The sequence below is a fragment of the Acetatifactor muris genome (assembly GCF_024623325.1).
Taxonomy (GTDB): Bacteria; Bacillota; Clostridia; order Lachnospirales; family Lachnospiraceae; genus Acetatifactor; species Acetatifactor muris.
The window spans coordinates 1-16,622 of record NZ_JANJZD010000015.1 but is presented as its reverse complement, the minus strand read 5'-3'; the positions used below and the strand labels follow the sequence as shown (position 1 = coordinate 16,622).

The window sequence follows — 16,622 nt, the reverse complement described above, 5'->3', positions numbered from 1 at the left end:
GCAGATTGTCTGTTTTTTCTGTCAGGTTTTGTAATTCCCTGTTAGGTTTGGCAAATACCAGATTACAAAAGTTTTTTTCGTCAAGAAAGCGAACGGGCTTGCAGGCGAGCATTTAGGAGCACCGCCCTACGGGTTACGGAATCCAGACGATAAAACACGCTGGCTCGTGGACGAGGAAGCAGCGACGGTCGTCCGCAGGATATTCTCACTCTGTATGCAGGGAAAAGGCGTGTCAGCCATTGCCACAGCCCTCTGGGAAGATAAAGTGCATACCCCATCAGCCTACAAAATGTCAAAGGGAATCGGCGTTGCAAAAAAATCGGAATACCCCTATAACTGGGAGACATCCATGATTGCATCCATTCTGGAAAATGTGGCATATATCGGTGTGACGGAGAGCTTTAAATCCACCCGTTTAGGCTTTAAGAGCAGGAAACGTATCCCCACCGCAAAGGACAGGCGGACGTATATTGAGAACGCCCATACTCCCATCATTGACAGAGGTTTATGGGCTATGAGGATAACGTCAACGGAAAGCTGAATGACGAACGCTTTTACAGGCTGTCGGACGGATATGAAGCCGAGCAGGAACAGCTAAAGCAGGAAATCGAAGCCTTGACAGCCGAGGTCAGCGAAGCCGATACGGAAGCGACCAATGTTGCCAAGCTGATAGCAGTCACCAAGAAATACACCCGCATCAACGAGCTAACCACCGAAATCCTAAACGCATTTGTGGATAAAATCGTAATCCATGAGCGTGAGAAAAAGGACGGGAAACGGACACAGCAAATATTCCTATGTCGGGATTGTGGACATCCCCACGGACGAGGAAATGCGGGAAATGGAACGGGAATATGTGCAGCATACTACACGTCAAACTGCCTAAATACAGGCGTGGCAGGAGAAAATCTATGCTCCTGCGGATACATATCTATTTTTATTCCTATCTGGTTTAAACCATATAATAAAATTCGAAATAAGTATTTAGCGAAACCGGGATAATATAACAATGCTGTTATTTTGTCCAAACAGCAAGTGAAATTTCGTGTCTTTGCCTGTGGTGGCTGGTTAAAAAATTATCAGCCATGTACAGGTTTTTTTACGCTGTATGGTGAACGAATAGAGCAGAATATACAGGAACAAATACCAGATGCACAAGCAGAAATTTTTAGCTGTCTGTGCATCTGGTATTTTTCTTCGGATACTGTAAGGCCTGCGCAATTACTAACAAGGTGAAACAGCGGCCAGCAAGGTGCTGCCCCCGCCAGGCTTGCTTTGTATTTTTGAAATTTGAAGAAAATGGAGGACAAGCCTATGGCAAAGCCAGGCAGACTGCCGGATTTTCGGAAAATGTACCCGGAGGCCAGCGAAGAAGTGATTGAAGTATTGAGAGAAACAGAGAGAAAATGCAGTACCAGGAGTATGACTTAAAGGCAGAACAGACTATCATTGAACAGGAGGCACAGGAAATCCGGGTGATACCAAGCTGTGAGGATTCCTACGAGCGCCTGCTGGAAGAACATAACCTGCCGGTAGATGGACAGGCAGATGTGGAAAACGCGGCTGACCGTCAGCCTGGGGATGAAACGTCTCCAGAGGGAGAAGAAGGCGAACAGCCGGAAGCCAGAACAGACAAGAGTGAGAGAACAGACCGTGAGAGGAGACTGAGAGATGGAAAGCAGAAAGCTGCTCAGGCAAAGCAGCTTTACTTATGGGGACGGAATATGGTAAAATGTATACCAACTTCCTGGACACTGTGTTCCATCTGGAATGAGACAGGGAAAGGGCAGGCGCTGGGGCTTTGGTGAGAACGCATGTCCGGGAAATGGCACAACATATGAGGAGACTTGTAAGATGAGCAAACTGAAGAACATGAGGCTGGTGGAGATTCCCCGATTCCGCGCGGTGTCCTCCGGAGAACAGCCTGTCGGCGAGATTTTTGGTGGGGAGAGTAGATTTCAGTCATGGGTAAATGCCCATGGCCATCTGCTGCAGAAGCATATTTTCGAACCCCTTGACTTTTTGTGGCATGAGGACAGAGACATAGACAGATCCGTTTGGATTCTGGCCATTAAGGACGATGTCACGGAAAAGGACACAACCCCGTATGAGATCATGGAATTCCCCGGTGGGATGTTCCTGGTTGCCACAGGGGATGAGAGTGACAGTGCCGATCTGGAAGAGACAGTCAGCGGCATGTTTGCCTGGATCGAGGACAGCGATGTCTTTGAATATGGCGACTTCCCCATAAGCGGCATGTGCAATATGCCAAATCCTGACGGCGCGATCGATAAAGCCCTGGGCATAGCCCAGCAGCAGATCTTCCTGCCGCTGAAATTTTGCGGGAATCAGGCGGCTGCCTGTGTGGAAGAGAGACGCGCATGACTTTTGAAAGGAGGACCCGCAGATGACCTACACAAGCTTGGAACAGCGCGCCGCACAGGGCTATCTGGAGCTGTTTCCGCAGTTCATTGCGGACGGTCAGGCGCCGGTGAGCGTTTCGGAACAGAAAGTATTTTATGATCTGATGGAGAGATTCTACCGACTGGCATATGAGGAGCCGCTCCTGTTTGTGCCGAGGCTCCATGAGGACGCTGTGCTCCCGGGACTTTACAGCAGTGCCTCCGACCCTGGCCGCGAAGCGCAGGACCATATGAAGAAATTCTGTAAGATGATTGATGCCACGGTGATGCAGATGTACCTTATGGGGGCGAAAAAGGAGTTTCAGCTGAATCGCAGGCAAAAGGCCATTCTCGCAAGACTGGGCATAGAGGATTACGGGAATCTGCCTGACGCCTGGGTATGGATGGCACAAAAGGAACACCTGGAGCGTTTCCAAAGGCCCTCGCGGTTTGCCCATTGCTGTTTTCGGGCGGATCATGCATATGCCGCCGCGATTTATGAGAAAGTCTTTGGGAATGAAGCCTACCACAGGCTTACGGATTGGATGGCGGACCATGGCTACAGGGCATATGACATCCATGACACCATTGGCAGCAACTGCAGGCTTTCCCTGACCTATGCAAATCCCGCCTGGGGAGAGGAGCGGCCCAGGGGCGGCTTTGAGTATAAGATAAAGCATACAGGCATTTCGCTGCGGTATGAGCCCTACAATCAGGATCCCTGGATATTTGGGGTGTGCATTCCCGGCGGCATGAAAACCTATCTGGAGCATTTTCAGGAGATGCCTGTCGCGGTGCAGGACTTTGTAATGTCCCGGGTCAAGCGCTGCGACGGCTGCCGCTACTGCGTACAGACAGACAAAACCGGAAAGAGGCCGCTTGTCCGGATACCCATAGGGTATGGGGGAGAGGAGCACAGCCTGTGCCCCTACTATCCGGGCTATCGGTTCTGGTGGCCGGGCGTGGACGATGCGCTTGCGGATAATGTGATCGGATTATTGGGCTTTATGGACCGGTTCGCATAGCGGCCGGTTTCCTGTAACAGCTCCGAAATTCAGATATCCAACTCCGGCTGCGCATCCCGTATCCTGGCGGCCGTCACGTTGCTGGAGCCCCGCAGGCTCCTTTCGGCCGCCATGGCGCCCCCGGTGGTGTCCACATCGGGGACCGCTTCATAAGGGTAGATGCGCAACACTTGGCGCAGGGTGCTGTTGCACTGGAGGGACAGTATTTCTACTCCTGATGCTTATAGCTCCTTCCCGATCTGGTACGATTCCTCAAAACTGACTTCGCCGGGAGCAAAAGCCTGTATCAGATGATAGACTTTATTGGGACTGTTTTCACGGCAGTGGTCTAAGGTATATTTGTAGTCAATCGCTGCGGTTTCCGGTGCACAGGCATAGGAAGAAATATAGATGCTTTCGTCTGTTTTGTCTGAGTTGTATATGTAGGCTACAGCTTTATCAACGGTTGCTGTGAAATCAAATCGAAGTGCACTTCGATTTGATTTCCTGTGACTGCCATACTTGTTTCATCAACTCCTTTACTTCGTCCATATCTTTCTGATAGATGTGGTTTGCGCTGTTAATTCTTTTGGCAATCTGGTTTAAGCTGGAGTTGATCCGTCCAAGCTTCGTATTGTATTTCCGTAGAAAACTGTAATTCACGTCATAGACATATCTGTAGAGAATCAGCTTCCGGATAAAAGCCGATTTGCTTTTCATGCCGGACAGCTTAAACTTCTCGTCAAGGATATGCTGCTCCTTGTCATCTAAGTGAAATTCATTCCGGCTGGTGCGTGTCCTGGTTGCCATTTTTACATCGTCCTTTCTAAATTTGGGTATAAAAAACTGCTGTAACTTGTATGGTTTACAACAGTCTGGTTTTGAATCTGTTTAGCTGTTTTGGATAAATTTATCCATGTGTTATTGCAGCAAATCTGTGGGAGAAGAGATTATCATAGGCAATACATGACCTACTTGACTTTTAAATCTTACTGTTGTAATATTTGAAATAAATCTTACTGATGTAAGAATTAGAGACAGTGGAGAAAAGAAAGTGGATAAATGGAGGTTCATGTGAAAAGGAAAAGTAAGCGTAGGAGAAGAAAAAATAAAATCTTATGGGTACTTATGATATGTATGGGAATTCGTGCAATAACCATATGTGCAACTAAATTCACTGGAAAAAGAAAAGACAGGACAACACCGGAAGAAGTTCCGATTTTGAGTATAAGCATGGTAGAAGATGTAAAAGGGAGAGGAGGAAGCGGTTATGTTGTGGGAAAAGACAAACAGGTTTTGGAAAGCTGGCTTAAATATTCTTTCGATAATAATGATTCCGTCAGTACAGAGCGCATAGCTGAGATTCTCAGTGATATTTATGAGGAAGCAGTAGATACGAATACATTGGGAAGCCTGGATATGATGCGGCGTATGGTTGCCAGACTCGGTGAAAACGGTTATGTGGCTGTTGACAGTGGGAATCAGATTGACATGATACAGGCAGAGCAGGCTTTCGATTTTTGTAAAGCAGTAGATGAAAAAGAGATGGACGAATTGACCATTATAGTGGTTATGGAGATGGGGATTCGTAAATTTGATTTGAAAACAGAGGACGGTAATGTAAATATTGTCAGGGGATATTATCAATATGACCAGAATGGCAGTCTGCAGAACAGAAGTACAGTAAGCTACCCGGCGGACTTCTGGCAGTATACGGAGGAAGGATATTTAATCTTTGAAGGGAGTTACTTTTCAGATGAAAATTATATATTGACATTAAGTGATACGCCGGAACATACGATGCTTCGGATTTTGCCTTTGGATGAAAAGTGCAGGGAATATAACCGAAAGTATATCCTTCCAGTTTGTTATGAACAAAACAACCTGTTTCTCTGTAATTGGAGCGAGGATGATTTTGGGGATTTGGACTTTTACGATTTATTTGACAGGTTCTATCCAATGATGTACAGCCAGCCAGTACCTTACATGGCGGATGAAAATTTAGGAGTTGGCGCTGTCTACCAAATACAGGGAGAATTGTTTGAAAATGTGATTGGGACATATTTCAATATGGATCGTGAAACGCTCCGTTCTAAAACAACATATCTTTCAGAGCTTGCCGCCTATGAGTACAGACCACGAGGTTTTTACGAGGTGGAGTATCCGGATATTGCGTATCCGGAAGTAGTACGTTATAGGGAGAACGAGGACGGGACAGTTACGCTTTATGTCAATGCAGTATATCCGGGTGGAAATATGTCTAAGGAGTTTTCACACATAACCGTAATCCGTCCATTCAGTGAGGAAAGTTTTCAGTATGTATCGAATGAGATAACCTTACCGGAAGGCGACCATGAGATTTGGTGGCATTCCAATCGGCTGACGGAGGAAGAAAGGGAAAATCTTTTCCCGAAAGAGGTTTATGGAAGGACTTGAATAGTGGAAGATGTAAAATGGCTTTTAAAAAGGTATGGTTCTCTTATTGTGTTAATGGCAGTCATTGTTATAACAGGCAGTATTGCTTTGGGGAGAAGAGATACGGAAAGGAACGCAGAGGAAGTGTGGGGATCTCCGGTTGTAATCGAAAGTACAGAAGCTGTAAAAGAAGATGAACCAATAGAATGTTTTGGGGAAGAGCCCCCAAATCCTGCCGAAGCTCCCATAGGGGAGAAGGCGGAACCTGTCAGTATCCTGACAGCAGAAGAAGAACAGGGTTTGCAGGACGAGGCAATGTCGGCAGCGGAGCAGTGCATGGAGCTTTATAAGGAGATTGAAATTGCATATCCTGAAACAGAATATTCCCACACCCGGAGTTTTTCTGAAAAGCAGAGAAAAGATGTGGTAAAGCAGTTGGTACAGTCCTTTTATGTGTCGGTAGGCTGGCGGGAAGGCGGCATACCGGAAATAAAAGGTTTTGGGAGCAATGATCTGGAGGAGATAAGGCTGACTGAGAAAGGGTATTTTATTTATACAAATACAGAGGTGGTCGCACATGGAAATCTGCGGGAGTATTACAGGGTGAAGCCCTTGTCGGATGAATGCAGGGAGCTGACAAGAAAGTACATATATGGACTTAGCTTCGTGAATTATAATATGCTTGTAACAAACTGGGACGCCGATAATGCGGAGAAAATTTTAATGCCATGTATGTTTGAGGATATATACCGGATATACACAAATGAGCCTTTCAGGGCAGAGGACGGTCTGATTCCTGGGGAGATTTATGAGTGTGTTATGACTACCTGTTTTCCGGTATCCGTAGAACAGGTGAGGGAATATTGCGGTTATCATGCAGATGCGGGCGGTCATGAATATGAAATGATATTTGCAAGACAGTTTCCACCTTTTGGGGAAGTGTAGATTACAAACAGAATGAAGATGGGACATTCCGGTATCTGTCTAATACGATTGAACAAAAGGAACTGGAACTGCCACAAATAGGAAAATGGAGGGATATTGGAATGTGGAAGAAGAAATTTATTTTACTGGTTCATATGCTGCTATGTGTTACTCTGCTTGACGCCTGCGGAAAGGAAGAGGAAAGTCAGTATATCGTACCAGAATGGGAAGATGCTTATAAGGAGATTGTCCGTAATATGGAAAGTTATTTAGCAGATCCGTATGTTCTCCGTCAAGAACTTAAACAGGTAAACAGTGATTCTTGTATCGGCTATATCGGGATACACGATTTTGATGATGATAGTGTTCCTGAATTGATCATAGGGGATGATATATCAATAGGGATATTTATCTATGAGGACGGCATGGCAAAAAAGATTGCAGATTTGTATGAACCGGAGGTTTGGGGCTGCATTAACGGAGTGCATTACAGAGAAAACACGATTATCCTTGTAAATAACGGTTCGGATGGGAGCTGCTATGTCTGTCTTTCATACCACGATGGAGAATATGTAACGGGGGTTTTTGACGAATATAATCCGGATACAGCGACTGTCAATGGAAAAGAGGTTACAGAGAAAGAATTTAAAATGCGGTTTGATTTAGTGGGATTGTCAAGGGATAGTTCCATTCCCCGCAGCAGGATGAAAAGAGAGGATGGAATCGTCACAGCTCTTGTAATAGATGCAATCCGGCAGGAAGATGAATATATCCTGATTGAAGACTTGGATTTTGGTGCAATAAAGTGGTGATGCATCGGGTGTACATAAGGGCAAAGATTTGAGGTGCGATTATGAAGAAAAAGAGGATATTGCCGATTATCATGCTGATGTGCATCGTTTTGTTATGCGCCTGTAATCATAAAGGAAAAGTATGAAAAACGAGTATGCTGAACAAGCCGGAGAAAAGGAATATGCTGAAAATACAGACAGGGAAGCAGACACAGACAGGCAGATAGAAAAGGGCTATGATCTTCCAATAGATGCAAGGCAAAGAGCAGAAGCGGAAGAAGATTGCAAGGAAATGATGGGGCTTATATTGGAGCTATATAAAAATGCAGATAAAGGCTGTGCGTCCAATGTTGTCATTGCAGATGAAGTCATAGATCAGATGGTGGAGAAGAAAACAGGGAAATGTCAAAAAATGTGTGCTTGGATTAGCCTATCAGGGAAATAATCTTTTATGTTCTGACGGGGATGCAGACCATATGGAACATTTAGATTATAATGGGATGTATGAATATTTATATGCAATGAAATATCAGGAGCAATTTCCTTCAGGGGATTATCCGGACGGGATATCAAAAGACGAGATTGAGCGCCTGATTATGGAATATCTTTCGGTAACGGCAGAGGAGATACAAGATTATGCGGCATTTGACAAAGAAAATCAGACTTATGCATGGGTAAGGCTTGGCTGTTTCAATTATGCCCCTACCTATTTTGGAACTTCATTTCCAGAGGTTACGGATATCAGGGAAAACGAAGACGGAACGGTTACTTTAACTGTGGATGCGGTATGCAGCATGATTTTATGTGATGATGCGGTGATAACGCATGAGCTTACAGTGCGGTTTTCAGAAGATATATGTAATTATCTAAAAGACAATAACTGAATTATGGGCGAAATAATGCCCCTTTTTAAGTAACTGCATTTTACATGGGCTGCTTAAAAGGGGGCACTATTTTATTCAATGAGATTTCACAAATCAGATTTTACTCTTTCCATATACCCATATGGGACAGGATGGAGAGGGAGATTTCCGATGCTTTACTGCCTGTGGCATTTTCTGCGGCTTGGATGTTGGTGGCAAAAAAGTATGTGTTGCCATCAGTTTCAAGTAAGCCCACAAACCAACCATTTACATCTTGACCGTCTATACGTCCGGTTCCGGTTTTTCCGTAAAAGTTTTTACCTTCCGATGAAAAATTTTCTGACGAAAATAGGCAGATAGATTTTTTTACGGCATTTATATTTTCCGGGGCAAAGTCAAATCGGTTGTTGTGCAGGGCGGTTAAAAGTTCTACCTGTTCTACCGGGGAGATTTTCAGTGCGTCCTGCATCCAGTATGTGGAAAGATTTGCATTTACAATCTCATTCCCATATCCGATTTTTCGGATATAATCCTGAATGGCAGAGGAACCGATCTGCTTATCTATTTCCTCAAAATACCAGTTGACGGAGGATTGCATGGCAGAAAGTAAATCCTGATTTCCGTTCCATGCTTCAAAGGGATGATTTGTTCCGTCCCATGCCATGAAAGAATCATCTGGCGCAATCACACCTTCTTCCAGTCCAAACAGCGCATCATAGATTTTGTAAGTAGAATCTGGGGCTGTCCGTAAAGTGGCCTGCTCCATGTCATAGACCTTCCATGTATCGCCGTTTAAATCGTATAGTACAAAGCTGCCCTTATATCCACCAAACCAGGCAGACAGGTCAATCGCAGAAACCTTGTCGGAGGGAATATTCCACTGATACCGGCTCTGCTCTGCGGCATAGGTGGAGAGCATTGGGGCAAGTCCGGAAAGAATAACGCCAATTGTGACAAAAACAGTAAATCCCTTTAACTTTCTGAAAACAGAAGGCTTTTTATAAGAGGAGATATTCACAATTCTTTGTTGCATCTGCTTCATGCTTCCGCTGATCCCGACAGCATTGCTTTCAGAAACAAAAGCAAGGGGGAAAGGCGTAAGGGAAACTTTCTCCGCAAAATTGATGAGGGTATTTCCGTAATCTTCATAATCGCTTTCATCGAGCAGATTCAGGACGGATGTATCACAGGCAACCTCCCGGTCATTGCGCATTTCTTTCAGTGCATACCAGACACATGGGTTACACCAGTAGAGAACGCCGAAAAGATTCATAAAGAAACCAGCCAGTGCGTCTTTGTGCCTGTAATGCTGTAATTCGTGCAACAGCATATACCGCATATCTGCAGCATTAAAACAACCTTTGGGTATCCCTGTATGCCCTTCGGCATGAATCTGGAAATCCGGTATGAGGTGGATGGGAAGATAAATGCGGGGGTTGAATAATCCAACAATAACGGGGGATTTCAGGAAGGCTGTGCTGTAAATGGGAATCTTTCTTTTTATATTCAGTTCCCTTAAACAGTTATGATATAAAATACGGATAGTCCTGTTCTGCAGGGGGAGCGCAGACTTTTTCATGGCGTTTAACCGGGATACTGATTTTATCACGAATAAAATCATAGCCAGAATGCCAACCAGCCATATACCGCACAAAACCAGCCCAATCATGGAGGGTGTTTCCCTGCTGACGGACAGTGCAAAATCATGCATCTGATTTACAGCGCCGGACGTATTTGGATTCAGGATACCTTCCGCAATCGTCCCCTTGTTTGATGACACCGCATTTTTCCATGGGCAAAATAATGCGAGAACCTGCGTAAAAGAAGCCGGGCGAAAGGGAACAAACGGGACTGCAAGAATCCCAAGCAGCAGAAACCATATATTGAACTGCATCCGGCTGGTTAAATAATTTTTAAAAGCCCGTTTTACGATAATAAGAAAACCTATGATGATACATATGAAAATATTACATAGGAAAAAGCGTATTCCAAAATCTGCCATAGTAAACCTTGCCTTTCTATAACCTGCAAATTTGTTCTTGCGTTACAAATTTTTCCCCTGGTCTTTTGAACCCTTTGCGAGAAGGGAACGAAGCGTGTCAATTTCTGATTCGGAGAGTTTGGCATCTTCGATATAAGCAGAAAGCATTGCTGTAATATCTCCATCATAATAGCGTTCAAGAAAAGAGTGGCTTTCCTGACCGATATATTCTTTTTCTTCTATCAAAGGCGTGTAAACGAATACCCTGCTCTGCTTTTCATAGGAAAGCGCCCCTTTGGTTACAAGCCGCTTTATCAAGGTCTGTATTGTCTTAGGGCTCCATTTTGTAGTTTGTGTTAATTTTTCAGTGATTTCATTGGTACTGATCGGTGCGTGTTTCCATATGATTTTCATTACTTCAAATTCGGCTTCTGAAATTTGTGGCAATGATTTCATTTGTAATCCCCCTCCATAAATCTTACAATTGTAATATACATTATAAAGTGAAAATGAGGAAGTGTCAATTTTTCCATAAATCTCGTGACTATAAATCTCACAAGTGTAATAATATGAAATATTACAAAGGTAAAAATTTGAAGGAAATGGATTGCAGCGAAATGTGAGGATATAGAATGGGTAAAGTAATGACATTAGCTTTTTCAGAAGATGAGGAAGATGTCTGCCAGAGAATGTTGCAGATTATAAGTGAAAGCCCTCGTTTTGAAGGCTGTAATGTGCTTCAAGTGGAAAAACACCTTAGTTTTGGAGGAATGAAACTGAACTTGGCAGAGAAGAACGTAATCATACATGACGCAGAGATTATGCTTACCAATAGAGAGTTTGAAATACTGTATTTATTGGCAAGGAGTCTCGGCAGGATATTCAGCAAAGAAAGGACGGATGTAGAGAAACTCGATTGAAAAAGAGCCGCATTCATGATATGATATTTGCAGTAGAAAAGGCACCTGAGGCGGGCAGCGATTGACGTATTGAATGCATGCGCAGGTGCAAATCTGGAGATGGAAAATGCAAGAAGGCGATGGATGTGAGTTTGGCGCTTGAGGAAATGAGACGGAGGGCAGTAGAGAAAGCAGTAGAGGAAAACCGGATTTTCACTTTGTTGAAAAGCATCCGGAACCTGATGGAAAAGGCCAGACAAAGGGTACGGTACAATTTAGATGGTCTGCCGGACATTCCATGGATGTACTGGATGCCTCCGAGGGGGGACAGGAAAAAGCTTCAGCCGCTTATCAGATAAGAGTGCATTTTGGGTGTAGTTATTTATGAGGAAAGGATGAAGCCATGGCAGAAAAAGACATTGCTGAAAAGACTTTGGAAGCATATAACGATGTGTTCGCCGATATCGTAAATGTGCTGCTGTTTCAGGGCAGGCATTTTGTGAAAGAGGATGAACTGGAGGAGGAAAGCCCGGGTTCCAGCTATAAAGTGGACGGCAGGCTGCATGCTCAGGAGAGGGATGTGGCTAAGTATTGGAGGAAAGGGCTTGTACGCATTGCGTTATACGGGCTGGAGAACCAGACCGGCATAGACGGAGACATGCCTCTCAGACTGTTCTCTTATGATGGAGCAGCATACCGTGCACAGCTTTTGACAGATAAGGAAATAAAGGAAAAAACTGGCAGGAGGGCACCGAGATATCCGATAGTGACACTGGTTTTGTATTTTGGATATGACAGGCATTGGAAGAAGCCAAGGACGCTTTTTGAATGCCTCGATATTCCGGAAGAGATAAAGCCTTATGTGAATGACTACCGTATGAACCTATATGAGATTGCATACCTTAGTGATGAACAGGTAGAGATGTTTGCCAGCGATTTTAGGATTGTAGCGGATTATTTTGTACAGATGCGGAAAAACAGGAACTATGTAGCATCAGAAGTAACAATAAAGCATGTGCATGAATTGTTGCAGCTTATGGCGGTCATGACGCAGGACAGCCGTTTCGAAGATGTATACAGCCCTGATATGGAAAGGAGGACTATGAATATGTGTGAAGTATTAGATCGTGTGGAGGACAGGGGAATCCAGAAAGGAATTCAAAAAGGAATTCAAAAGGGAATTATTCAGGGGGAAGATACAATTCTTTCCTTGATGAATTACCTATTGAGCAATAATCGGGCAGAGGATGCAAAAAAGGCGACAGAGGATAAGGCCTATAGAAATAAACTGCTTACAGAAGTTTTTGGGGAAAAATGACAGGCTTCGTGATATGAAGACATGGACTATCCGGTGCCAGCCAGACGTGTTTTTCCAGAAAAAGGAAGGAAATCAAAAATTATGTGTGTATAGCGCAGGGCTGACATATTTTTGCCAGCCCTGCGTCCTTTTTTGAAGATAACGGACTTCTGGGACAGTAGGTGAAGAGGGCCCCGGGGCTCGAAAATCCCGTGAAGTCCGGAAATAGCTGTAACAGGATTACAGTTTCAGGTAAAGCTCATTTATGGCTTCGATATACACTACAAAAGAAGGATGGTCATTATCCTGTCGGGTTAAGTACATGTTCTTTTTCTGCCGGTAGATATCTGCAAGCTCATCAAGGCGGCCTGCAGCTTTGATGGCGTTGAGCCTGGGCTTTAAATCCCCGGATTTGCGTATCAGGTTCCAGATGTATCTTTTCGTATTCCTGTCGCGCACCAGTCTGCTGTAACCGTTCTTCCCGGCAAGGATCAGCGCCACATCGACTTTGAAGATGACTTTTGACTTATCAGGCGAATGGAGGAGGCAGGTAATGGCGGATGTGGAATCCTTTCCATGGGAGAACTCGCCGGGGACCAGTGCGTCCAGCTCCCTTCTGACGATGGTTTTTAAATTTTGGGGTGACCCTGCATATTCGGGCGGGATGGAGGACAGGACAAGGTTATAGTCCAGGTCGAACCCGCCATTTCCGTTTCTTGTGACCATGTTGCTGGCGCCGCTTCCCACCAAAACGATGCGCACCTCGGTTCCGTACTCTCTTTTCAGCTTCTCGCGCAGCCTGTCAAGGATGCTCTGGAAGAGAGACTTGTAGCGGCTTACTTGTTCTTCTGTGACGTAATTGTACATGACATTTTTCCTTTCCTGTCCCAGGCCTCCCATTTCAACGTGTACCGTTAAATCATTTTAGAATATAGGAAAAAGGCATCTGTGTCAAGGAGAAAGTTTGTTCTTTCATTATCATGTATTGGCTGCCTAAGAGAAGAAGGTAAATAGAATAGATGGGGGCAGGATAAGATGCTGGAAGATGCAGTAAAACAGGCAGGTATTCAGGCAGGGTAGCAGGGAGGTGTGGGAATTGAAGGAGATACAGAGAGCGGAGGATATCTGGAGAGGGGTACAGGAGCTGGGGTTCCTGCCGTTTTTCCAGAATGGAATAAAAGGGTTTTCCGTTGAGGAATGGACGCCCCGTCAGCTCTGGTTTTCAGAAAGGGAGCCAGGGCCATGGGAATGGAAAGGCCCGCTGTTTCCGAAATTTAATTACCTGACGCCGCAAAATTTTGGGGAGGATGCTTCACAGTCCGTCATGGGGACGCAGATGGGGGCTTCCTATGCGGGGATTCTGGCTATCCCTGTAGTATGCGGAATCCTGGGGCAGCGTTTTTGCATGGGCATTTTCAGGGGCTTTTTGCGTTCTTGGGAAGGTTCATAACCGTAAATCAGGTCTTTCATTTCAAGCATTTCTAAAGAAATCTTTATATTCCATACAGTTCTCTCTAAATATCTTCCTTTTATACTGAAATCATCAAAAGACAGTATGACAGGAGGATTGCTCTATGCTTAGATTTTTAAGAGAATATATTAAAACCCCAAATACCATCGGAGCCATAGCTCCCAGCAGCCGTCGCCTGGCCGCTGCCATGACGGATGCCATCGACTTCGGGAGAGCCCGCTGCATCGTGGAGTACGGAGCGGGAACCGGCGTGTTTACCAGGCAGGTGGCGGCAAGGAAGAGGCCGGATACGGTTTATATCGTGATTGAGAAGAACGAACGTTTCTATGAGATGCTCCGGAGGCAGTTCCGGGGGATGCCCGGCGTGGCGCTGGTGCATGGAGACGCCGGAGATGTGTGCCGATTCCTGAATGAACAGGGATTTGACCATGCGGACTATATCATTTCCGGCCTGCCCTTTACCTCCCTCCCGGAACAGACCTCCCGCCGGATACTGGTCCAGACCAGGAAAGCCATAGGGGAGAAAGGCGTATTCGCCACTTTTCAGTACACGCTGCTTCGGAAGAAATTCCTGGAAAGTTATTTTTGTATCCAAAGGATAGTCCGGGTCTGGCGCAATCTGCCTCCGGCCTACGTGCTGCAGATGAGACCGGAATGCTCCCGGAAAGGGAATCCGTCTGCAAGGCAGCCCCAGGGAATGAACTTTCCGGCAACTATGATGCTGTAGTCGCAAAGCCCGTCTGTCGGGCAGAGAGATAGAACGATTTTGGGAGGTATGGCTATGTGGTGTATCTACTTTCTTCTTTGTGTACTTCTTCCCATATGCATTCCGGTGCCGGAAGCCGCGGTGGTGCTGTGGGGGACAGGGCGGATAGGCAGCGCAGGCACCTTTATCCTTGGGGTCGCGGGCTCCGTGCTGGGGCTGGCCGTGATGCATACCTTTTCTTCCCTGATTGCGGGCCGCATTTTAAGGGGCAGAAAAGAAAAGCGGCAGCTTGCATGGCTGCAGCAAGCGACGGGGCAGTATGGCAGCCTGGTGCTGGGGGTGCTGCTCATCGTGCCTTTGGTGTCCGATGAAGTGCTCTGCGCGGGGGCTGCTTTTTTGAAAATATCCTTGCCCCGGTTCTTAAATATTGGTATAATTGCTAAGATCATATCTGTGGGAATGGTTGTCTTTTCAGGCTCGCTGGGGGCTTTATGCGGCCTGAAGCACTGGCAGATCATTGCCGGGGAGGTTCTTTTGATGCTTGCGGCCTCGATGTGTCTGAGGCGTTTCCGCAAAGGAGGGCAGAGCCGCTATGAAAGAATTCATACTGATTGTGGACGATGACGAGGACATCCGCAAGCTTCTGGGCATCTATCTGGGCAATGAGGGCTACCGGTACTTAGCCTGTGAAAATGCGGCGCAGGCCCTGGAGGTACTGGAGCATTATCAGGTGGATTTGATTCTGTTAGACGTGATGATGCCCGGAATTGACGGCATTGACGCCTGTCTCAGGATACGGGAGAAGAATAAGATGCCCATTATCTTCATGTCCGCGAAATCCGAAGACATGGATATCATACAGGGGCTTACCGTGGGCGGCGACGATTATGTGACCAAACCCTTTAAACCCGTGGAACTGCTTACCCGCATCAAGGCACAGCTTCGCCGCTACAAGCAGTACAACGAGACGGAGCATCCGGTTCACACAATCCAGGCGGATGACCTGACGGTGGACATGGAAAGCCGCCAGGCCTGGGTAAGCGGGCTGGAGGTGAGGCTGACGCGCAAGGAGTACGACATCCTGGAATATATGCTGCGCAACAAGGGGCAGGTGCTTTCCATGGCGCAGATTTACGAGGCCGTGTGGCATGAGGAGTTCTTTCAGGCGGAAAACGCTGTGATGATGCATATCGCCAATCTCCGCAGCAAGCTGAACTGGGACGGCGCCCATCCGGATTTCATCAAGACCTGTTGGGGGAGAGGATACCAGATATGACGCTATTACAGATGATTCCGAGCTATATTCTGATTAACGGCATCGTTATCGGGGGAACGATTCTGGCAGTTATTTTGGTCTACTGGAGACTGTCCGCTTCCTTTCAAAAACGCCTCACGGCATATTTCCTGAAAGCGGTCTGCGGCTCCTTTGTCGTCAGCCTGGCGGTGCTTGGGGGAATCCTGCTCCTGGAGGAGCTCCTGGCCAATTTGAGGCTGTGGGAGGATTTTTTCTATGGGCTGGGCTACAGCTACGGCCTTGCCGCCACATATCTCAATACGGTGCTGACGGTGGCGCCTCCCCTGATATGCTTCGTGGTCACCCTTTCTCTGAAAATCAACCGCAGGGTCCGGTATGTGGAATATCTGTCCCGGGAAGTGGAGCGGATAAAGGAGGAGGGCTTCGGAGGAACCATGGAACTGCAGGGGGATGACGAACTCACCCAGCTTTGCGCCGCCATCACTTCATAACTTCTCGGAATCTCAATGAATGTGATTCTAACTGAAAATTGACAACTGAATATGGTGCAGGAAAAGAAATTTGAGAAAAATGGACATAAACATTGGACATAGCGGGTACTATGCCTTGAAAAA

At 46.1% G+C, this 16,622-nt stretch carries 22 protein-coding genes and 1 pseudogene; 18 read left to right on the top strand and 5 right to left on the bottom strand.

The genetic code is table 11. The features are described 5' to 3' along the window. Window positions 1-166: 166 nt before the first annotated feature. From NSB25_RS14915 to NSB25_RS14895, 5 genes are all read left to right on the top strand, one after another. A complete protein-coding gene (locus tag NSB25_RS14915; protein WP_172455148.1) occupies window positions 167-541 on the top strand; it encodes a recombinase family protein in 375 nt (124 codons plus the stop codon). Then, a complete protein-coding gene (locus NSB25_RS14910) occupies window positions 508-1,002 on the top strand; it encodes a DUF4368 domain-containing protein (RefSeq protein ID WP_103240413.1) in 495 nt (164 codons plus the stop codon). The genes NSB25_RS14915 and NSB25_RS14910 overlap by 34 nt, the downstream gene beginning before the upstream one ends. A gap of 404 nt (window positions 1,003-1,406) precedes the next feature. Then, window positions 1,407-1,808: a hypothetical protein gene (locus NSB25_RS14905; RefSeq protein WP_242982468.1), complete on the top strand. Its 402-nt coding sequence runs from the start codon at window positions 1,407-1,409 to the stop codon at window positions 1,806-1,808. Window positions 1,809-1,854: 46 nt separating this feature from the next. After that, window positions 1,855-2,385 (top strand): GyrI-like domain-containing protein, encoded by a 531-nt coding sequence (locus tag NSB25_RS14900; RefSeq protein ID WP_103240414.1) that lies wholly within the window; start codon window positions 1,855-1,857, stop codon window positions 2,383-2,385. A gap of 22 nt (window positions 2,386-2,407) precedes the next feature. Then, window positions 2,408-3,427 (top strand): hypothetical protein, encoded by a 1,020-nt coding sequence (locus tag NSB25_RS14895; RefSeq protein ID WP_103240415.1) that lies wholly within the window; start codon window positions 2,408-2,410, stop codon window positions 3,425-3,427. A 224-nt stretch (window positions 3,428-3,651) separates the two neighbouring features. Here NSB25_RS14895 and NSB25_RS29690 read toward each other — a convergent pair. Both NSB25_RS29690 and NSB25_RS14880 read right to left on the bottom strand, forming a co-directional pair. Next, window positions 3,652-3,849 (bottom strand): annotated as a pseudogene (locus tag NSB25_RS29690) (relaxase/mobilization nuclease domain-containing protein); the annotation flags it as partial. A gap of 34 nt (window positions 3,850-3,883) precedes the next feature. Continuing rightward, window positions 3,884-4,216, bottom strand: coding sequence for a plasmid mobilization protein (locus NSB25_RS14880; protein WP_103240416.1), 333 nt, complete (start codon window positions 4,214-4,216; stop codon window positions 3,884-3,886). Window positions 4,217-4,627: 411 nt separating this feature from the next. On the opposite strand from NSB25_RS14880, the gene NSB25_RS14875 reads away from it, so the two are divergent. The 5 genes from NSB25_RS14875 (at window position 4,628) to NSB25_RS29245 (ending at window position 8,420) form a co-directional block, all read left to right on the top strand. After that, the gene (locus NSB25_RS14875; protein WP_207656167.1) at window positions 4,628-5,842 is read left to right on the top strand and encodes a DUF6070 family protein; all 1,215 of its coding nucleotides are present in this window, start codon (window positions 4,628-4,630) and stop codon (window positions 5,840-5,842) included. 3 nt (window positions 5,843-5,845) lie between these two features. Next, complete coding sequence (locus NSB25_RS14870) at window positions 5,846-6,766, top strand: DUF6070 family protein (RefSeq protein ID WP_330406137.1); 921 nt, start codon at window positions 5,846-5,848, stop codon at window positions 6,764-6,766. A 236-nt stretch (window positions 6,767-7,002) separates the two neighbouring features. Further along, on the top strand, window positions 7,003-7,557 hold the full coding sequence (locus tag NSB25_RS14865; RefSeq protein WP_172455140.1) for a hypothetical protein: 555 nt from the start codon (window positions 7,003-7,005) through the stop codon (window positions 7,555-7,557). 121 nt (window positions 7,558-7,678) lie between these two features. Next, window positions 7,679-7,981, top strand: a complete 303-nt coding sequence (locus tag NSB25_RS29250) for a hypothetical protein (RefSeq protein ID WP_306817622.1) — start codon at window positions 7,679-7,681, stop codon at window positions 7,979-7,981. Continuing rightward, window positions 7,953-8,420, top strand: coding sequence for a DUF6070 family protein (locus tag NSB25_RS29245; RefSeq protein ID WP_330406138.1), 468 nt, complete (start codon window positions 7,953-7,955; stop codon window positions 8,418-8,420). Before NSB25_RS29250 ends, NSB25_RS29245 begins: the two co-directional genes overlap by 29 nt. A 100-nt stretch (window positions 8,421-8,520) precedes the next feature. Here the strand turns inward: NSB25_RS29245 and NSB25_RS14855 are convergent, their stop codons facing one another. Beyond that, window positions 8,521-10,401: a BlaR1 family beta-lactam sensor/signal transducer gene (locus tag NSB25_RS14855; protein ID WP_103240417.1), complete on the bottom strand. Its 1,881-nt coding sequence runs from the start codon at window positions 10,399-10,401 to the stop codon at window positions 8,521-8,523. A gap of 42 nt (window positions 10,402-10,443) precedes the next feature. Continuing rightward, entirely contained in the window at window positions 10,444-10,836 is a 393-nt protein-coding gene (locus tag NSB25_RS14850) for a BlaI/MecI/CopY family transcriptional regulator (protein ID WP_103240418.1), read from the bottom strand. 176 nt (window positions 10,837-11,012) lie between these two features. Between NSB25_RS14850 and NSB25_RS14845 the strand changes: the two genes are divergently transcribed. From NSB25_RS14845 to NSB25_RS14835, 3 genes are all read left to right on the top strand, one after another. Next, window positions 11,013-11,300, top strand: coding sequence for a helix-turn-helix domain-containing protein (locus tag NSB25_RS14845; RefSeq protein WP_207656168.1), 288 nt, complete (start codon window positions 11,013-11,015; stop codon window positions 11,298-11,300). A 125-nt stretch (window positions 11,301-11,425) separates the two neighbouring features. Beyond that, window positions 11,426-11,638 carry a hypothetical protein gene (locus tag NSB25_RS14840; RefSeq protein WP_146040073.1) on the top strand — a complete coding sequence of 71 codons (213 nt, stop codon included), beginning with the start codon at window positions 11,426-11,428 and terminating at the stop codon, window positions 11,636-11,638. A gap of 44 nt (window positions 11,639-11,682) precedes the next feature. Continuing rightward, a complete protein-coding gene (locus NSB25_RS14835; protein ID WP_103240420.1) occupies window positions 11,683-12,597 on the top strand; it encodes an RpnC/YadD family protein in 915 nt (304 codons plus the stop codon). Between the two features lie 219 nt (window positions 12,598-12,816). On the opposite strand, the gene NSB25_RS14830 is transcribed toward NSB25_RS14835, so the two are convergent. After that, window positions 12,817-13,443 carry a nucleotidyltransferase family protein gene (locus NSB25_RS14830; RefSeq protein ID WP_146040074.1) on the bottom strand — a complete coding sequence of 209 codons (627 nt, stop codon included), beginning with the start codon at window positions 13,441-13,443 and terminating at the stop codon, window positions 12,817-12,819. Window positions 13,444-13,672: 229 nt separating this feature from the next. On the opposite strand from NSB25_RS14830, the gene NSB25_RS14825 reads away from it, so the two are divergent. The 5 genes from NSB25_RS14825 to NSB25_RS14805 all read left to right on the top strand — a co-directional run bounded on the left by NSB25_RS14825 (window position 13,673) and on the right by NSB25_RS14805 (window position 16,499). Further along, entirely contained in the window at window positions 13,673-14,026 is a 354-nt protein-coding gene (locus NSB25_RS14825; RefSeq protein ID WP_103240422.1) for an AlkZ-related protein, read from the top strand. 124 nt (window positions 14,027-14,150) lie between these two features. Continuing rightward, entirely contained in the window at window positions 14,151-14,774 is a 624-nt protein-coding gene (locus NSB25_RS14820; protein ID WP_103240423.1) for a class I SAM-dependent methyltransferase, read from the top strand. A 54-nt stretch (window positions 14,775-14,828) separates the two neighbouring features. Then, window positions 14,829-15,377: a VTT domain-containing protein gene (locus tag NSB25_RS14815; protein WP_103240424.1), complete on the top strand. Its 549-nt coding sequence runs from the start codon at window positions 14,829-14,831 to the stop codon at window positions 15,375-15,377. Continuing rightward, window positions 15,346-16,029 (top strand): response regulator transcription factor, encoded by a 684-nt coding sequence (locus NSB25_RS14810; RefSeq protein WP_103240425.1) that lies wholly within the window; start codon window positions 15,346-15,348, stop codon window positions 16,027-16,029. Before NSB25_RS14815 ends, NSB25_RS14810 begins: the two co-directional genes overlap by 32 nt. Beyond that, window positions 16,026-16,499 (top strand): hypothetical protein, encoded by a 474-nt coding sequence (locus NSB25_RS14805; protein ID WP_103240426.1) that lies wholly within the window; start codon window positions 16,026-16,028, stop codon window positions 16,497-16,499. Before NSB25_RS14810 ends, NSB25_RS14805 begins: the two co-directional genes overlap by 4 nt. Window positions 16,500-16,622 lie beyond the last annotated feature (123 nt).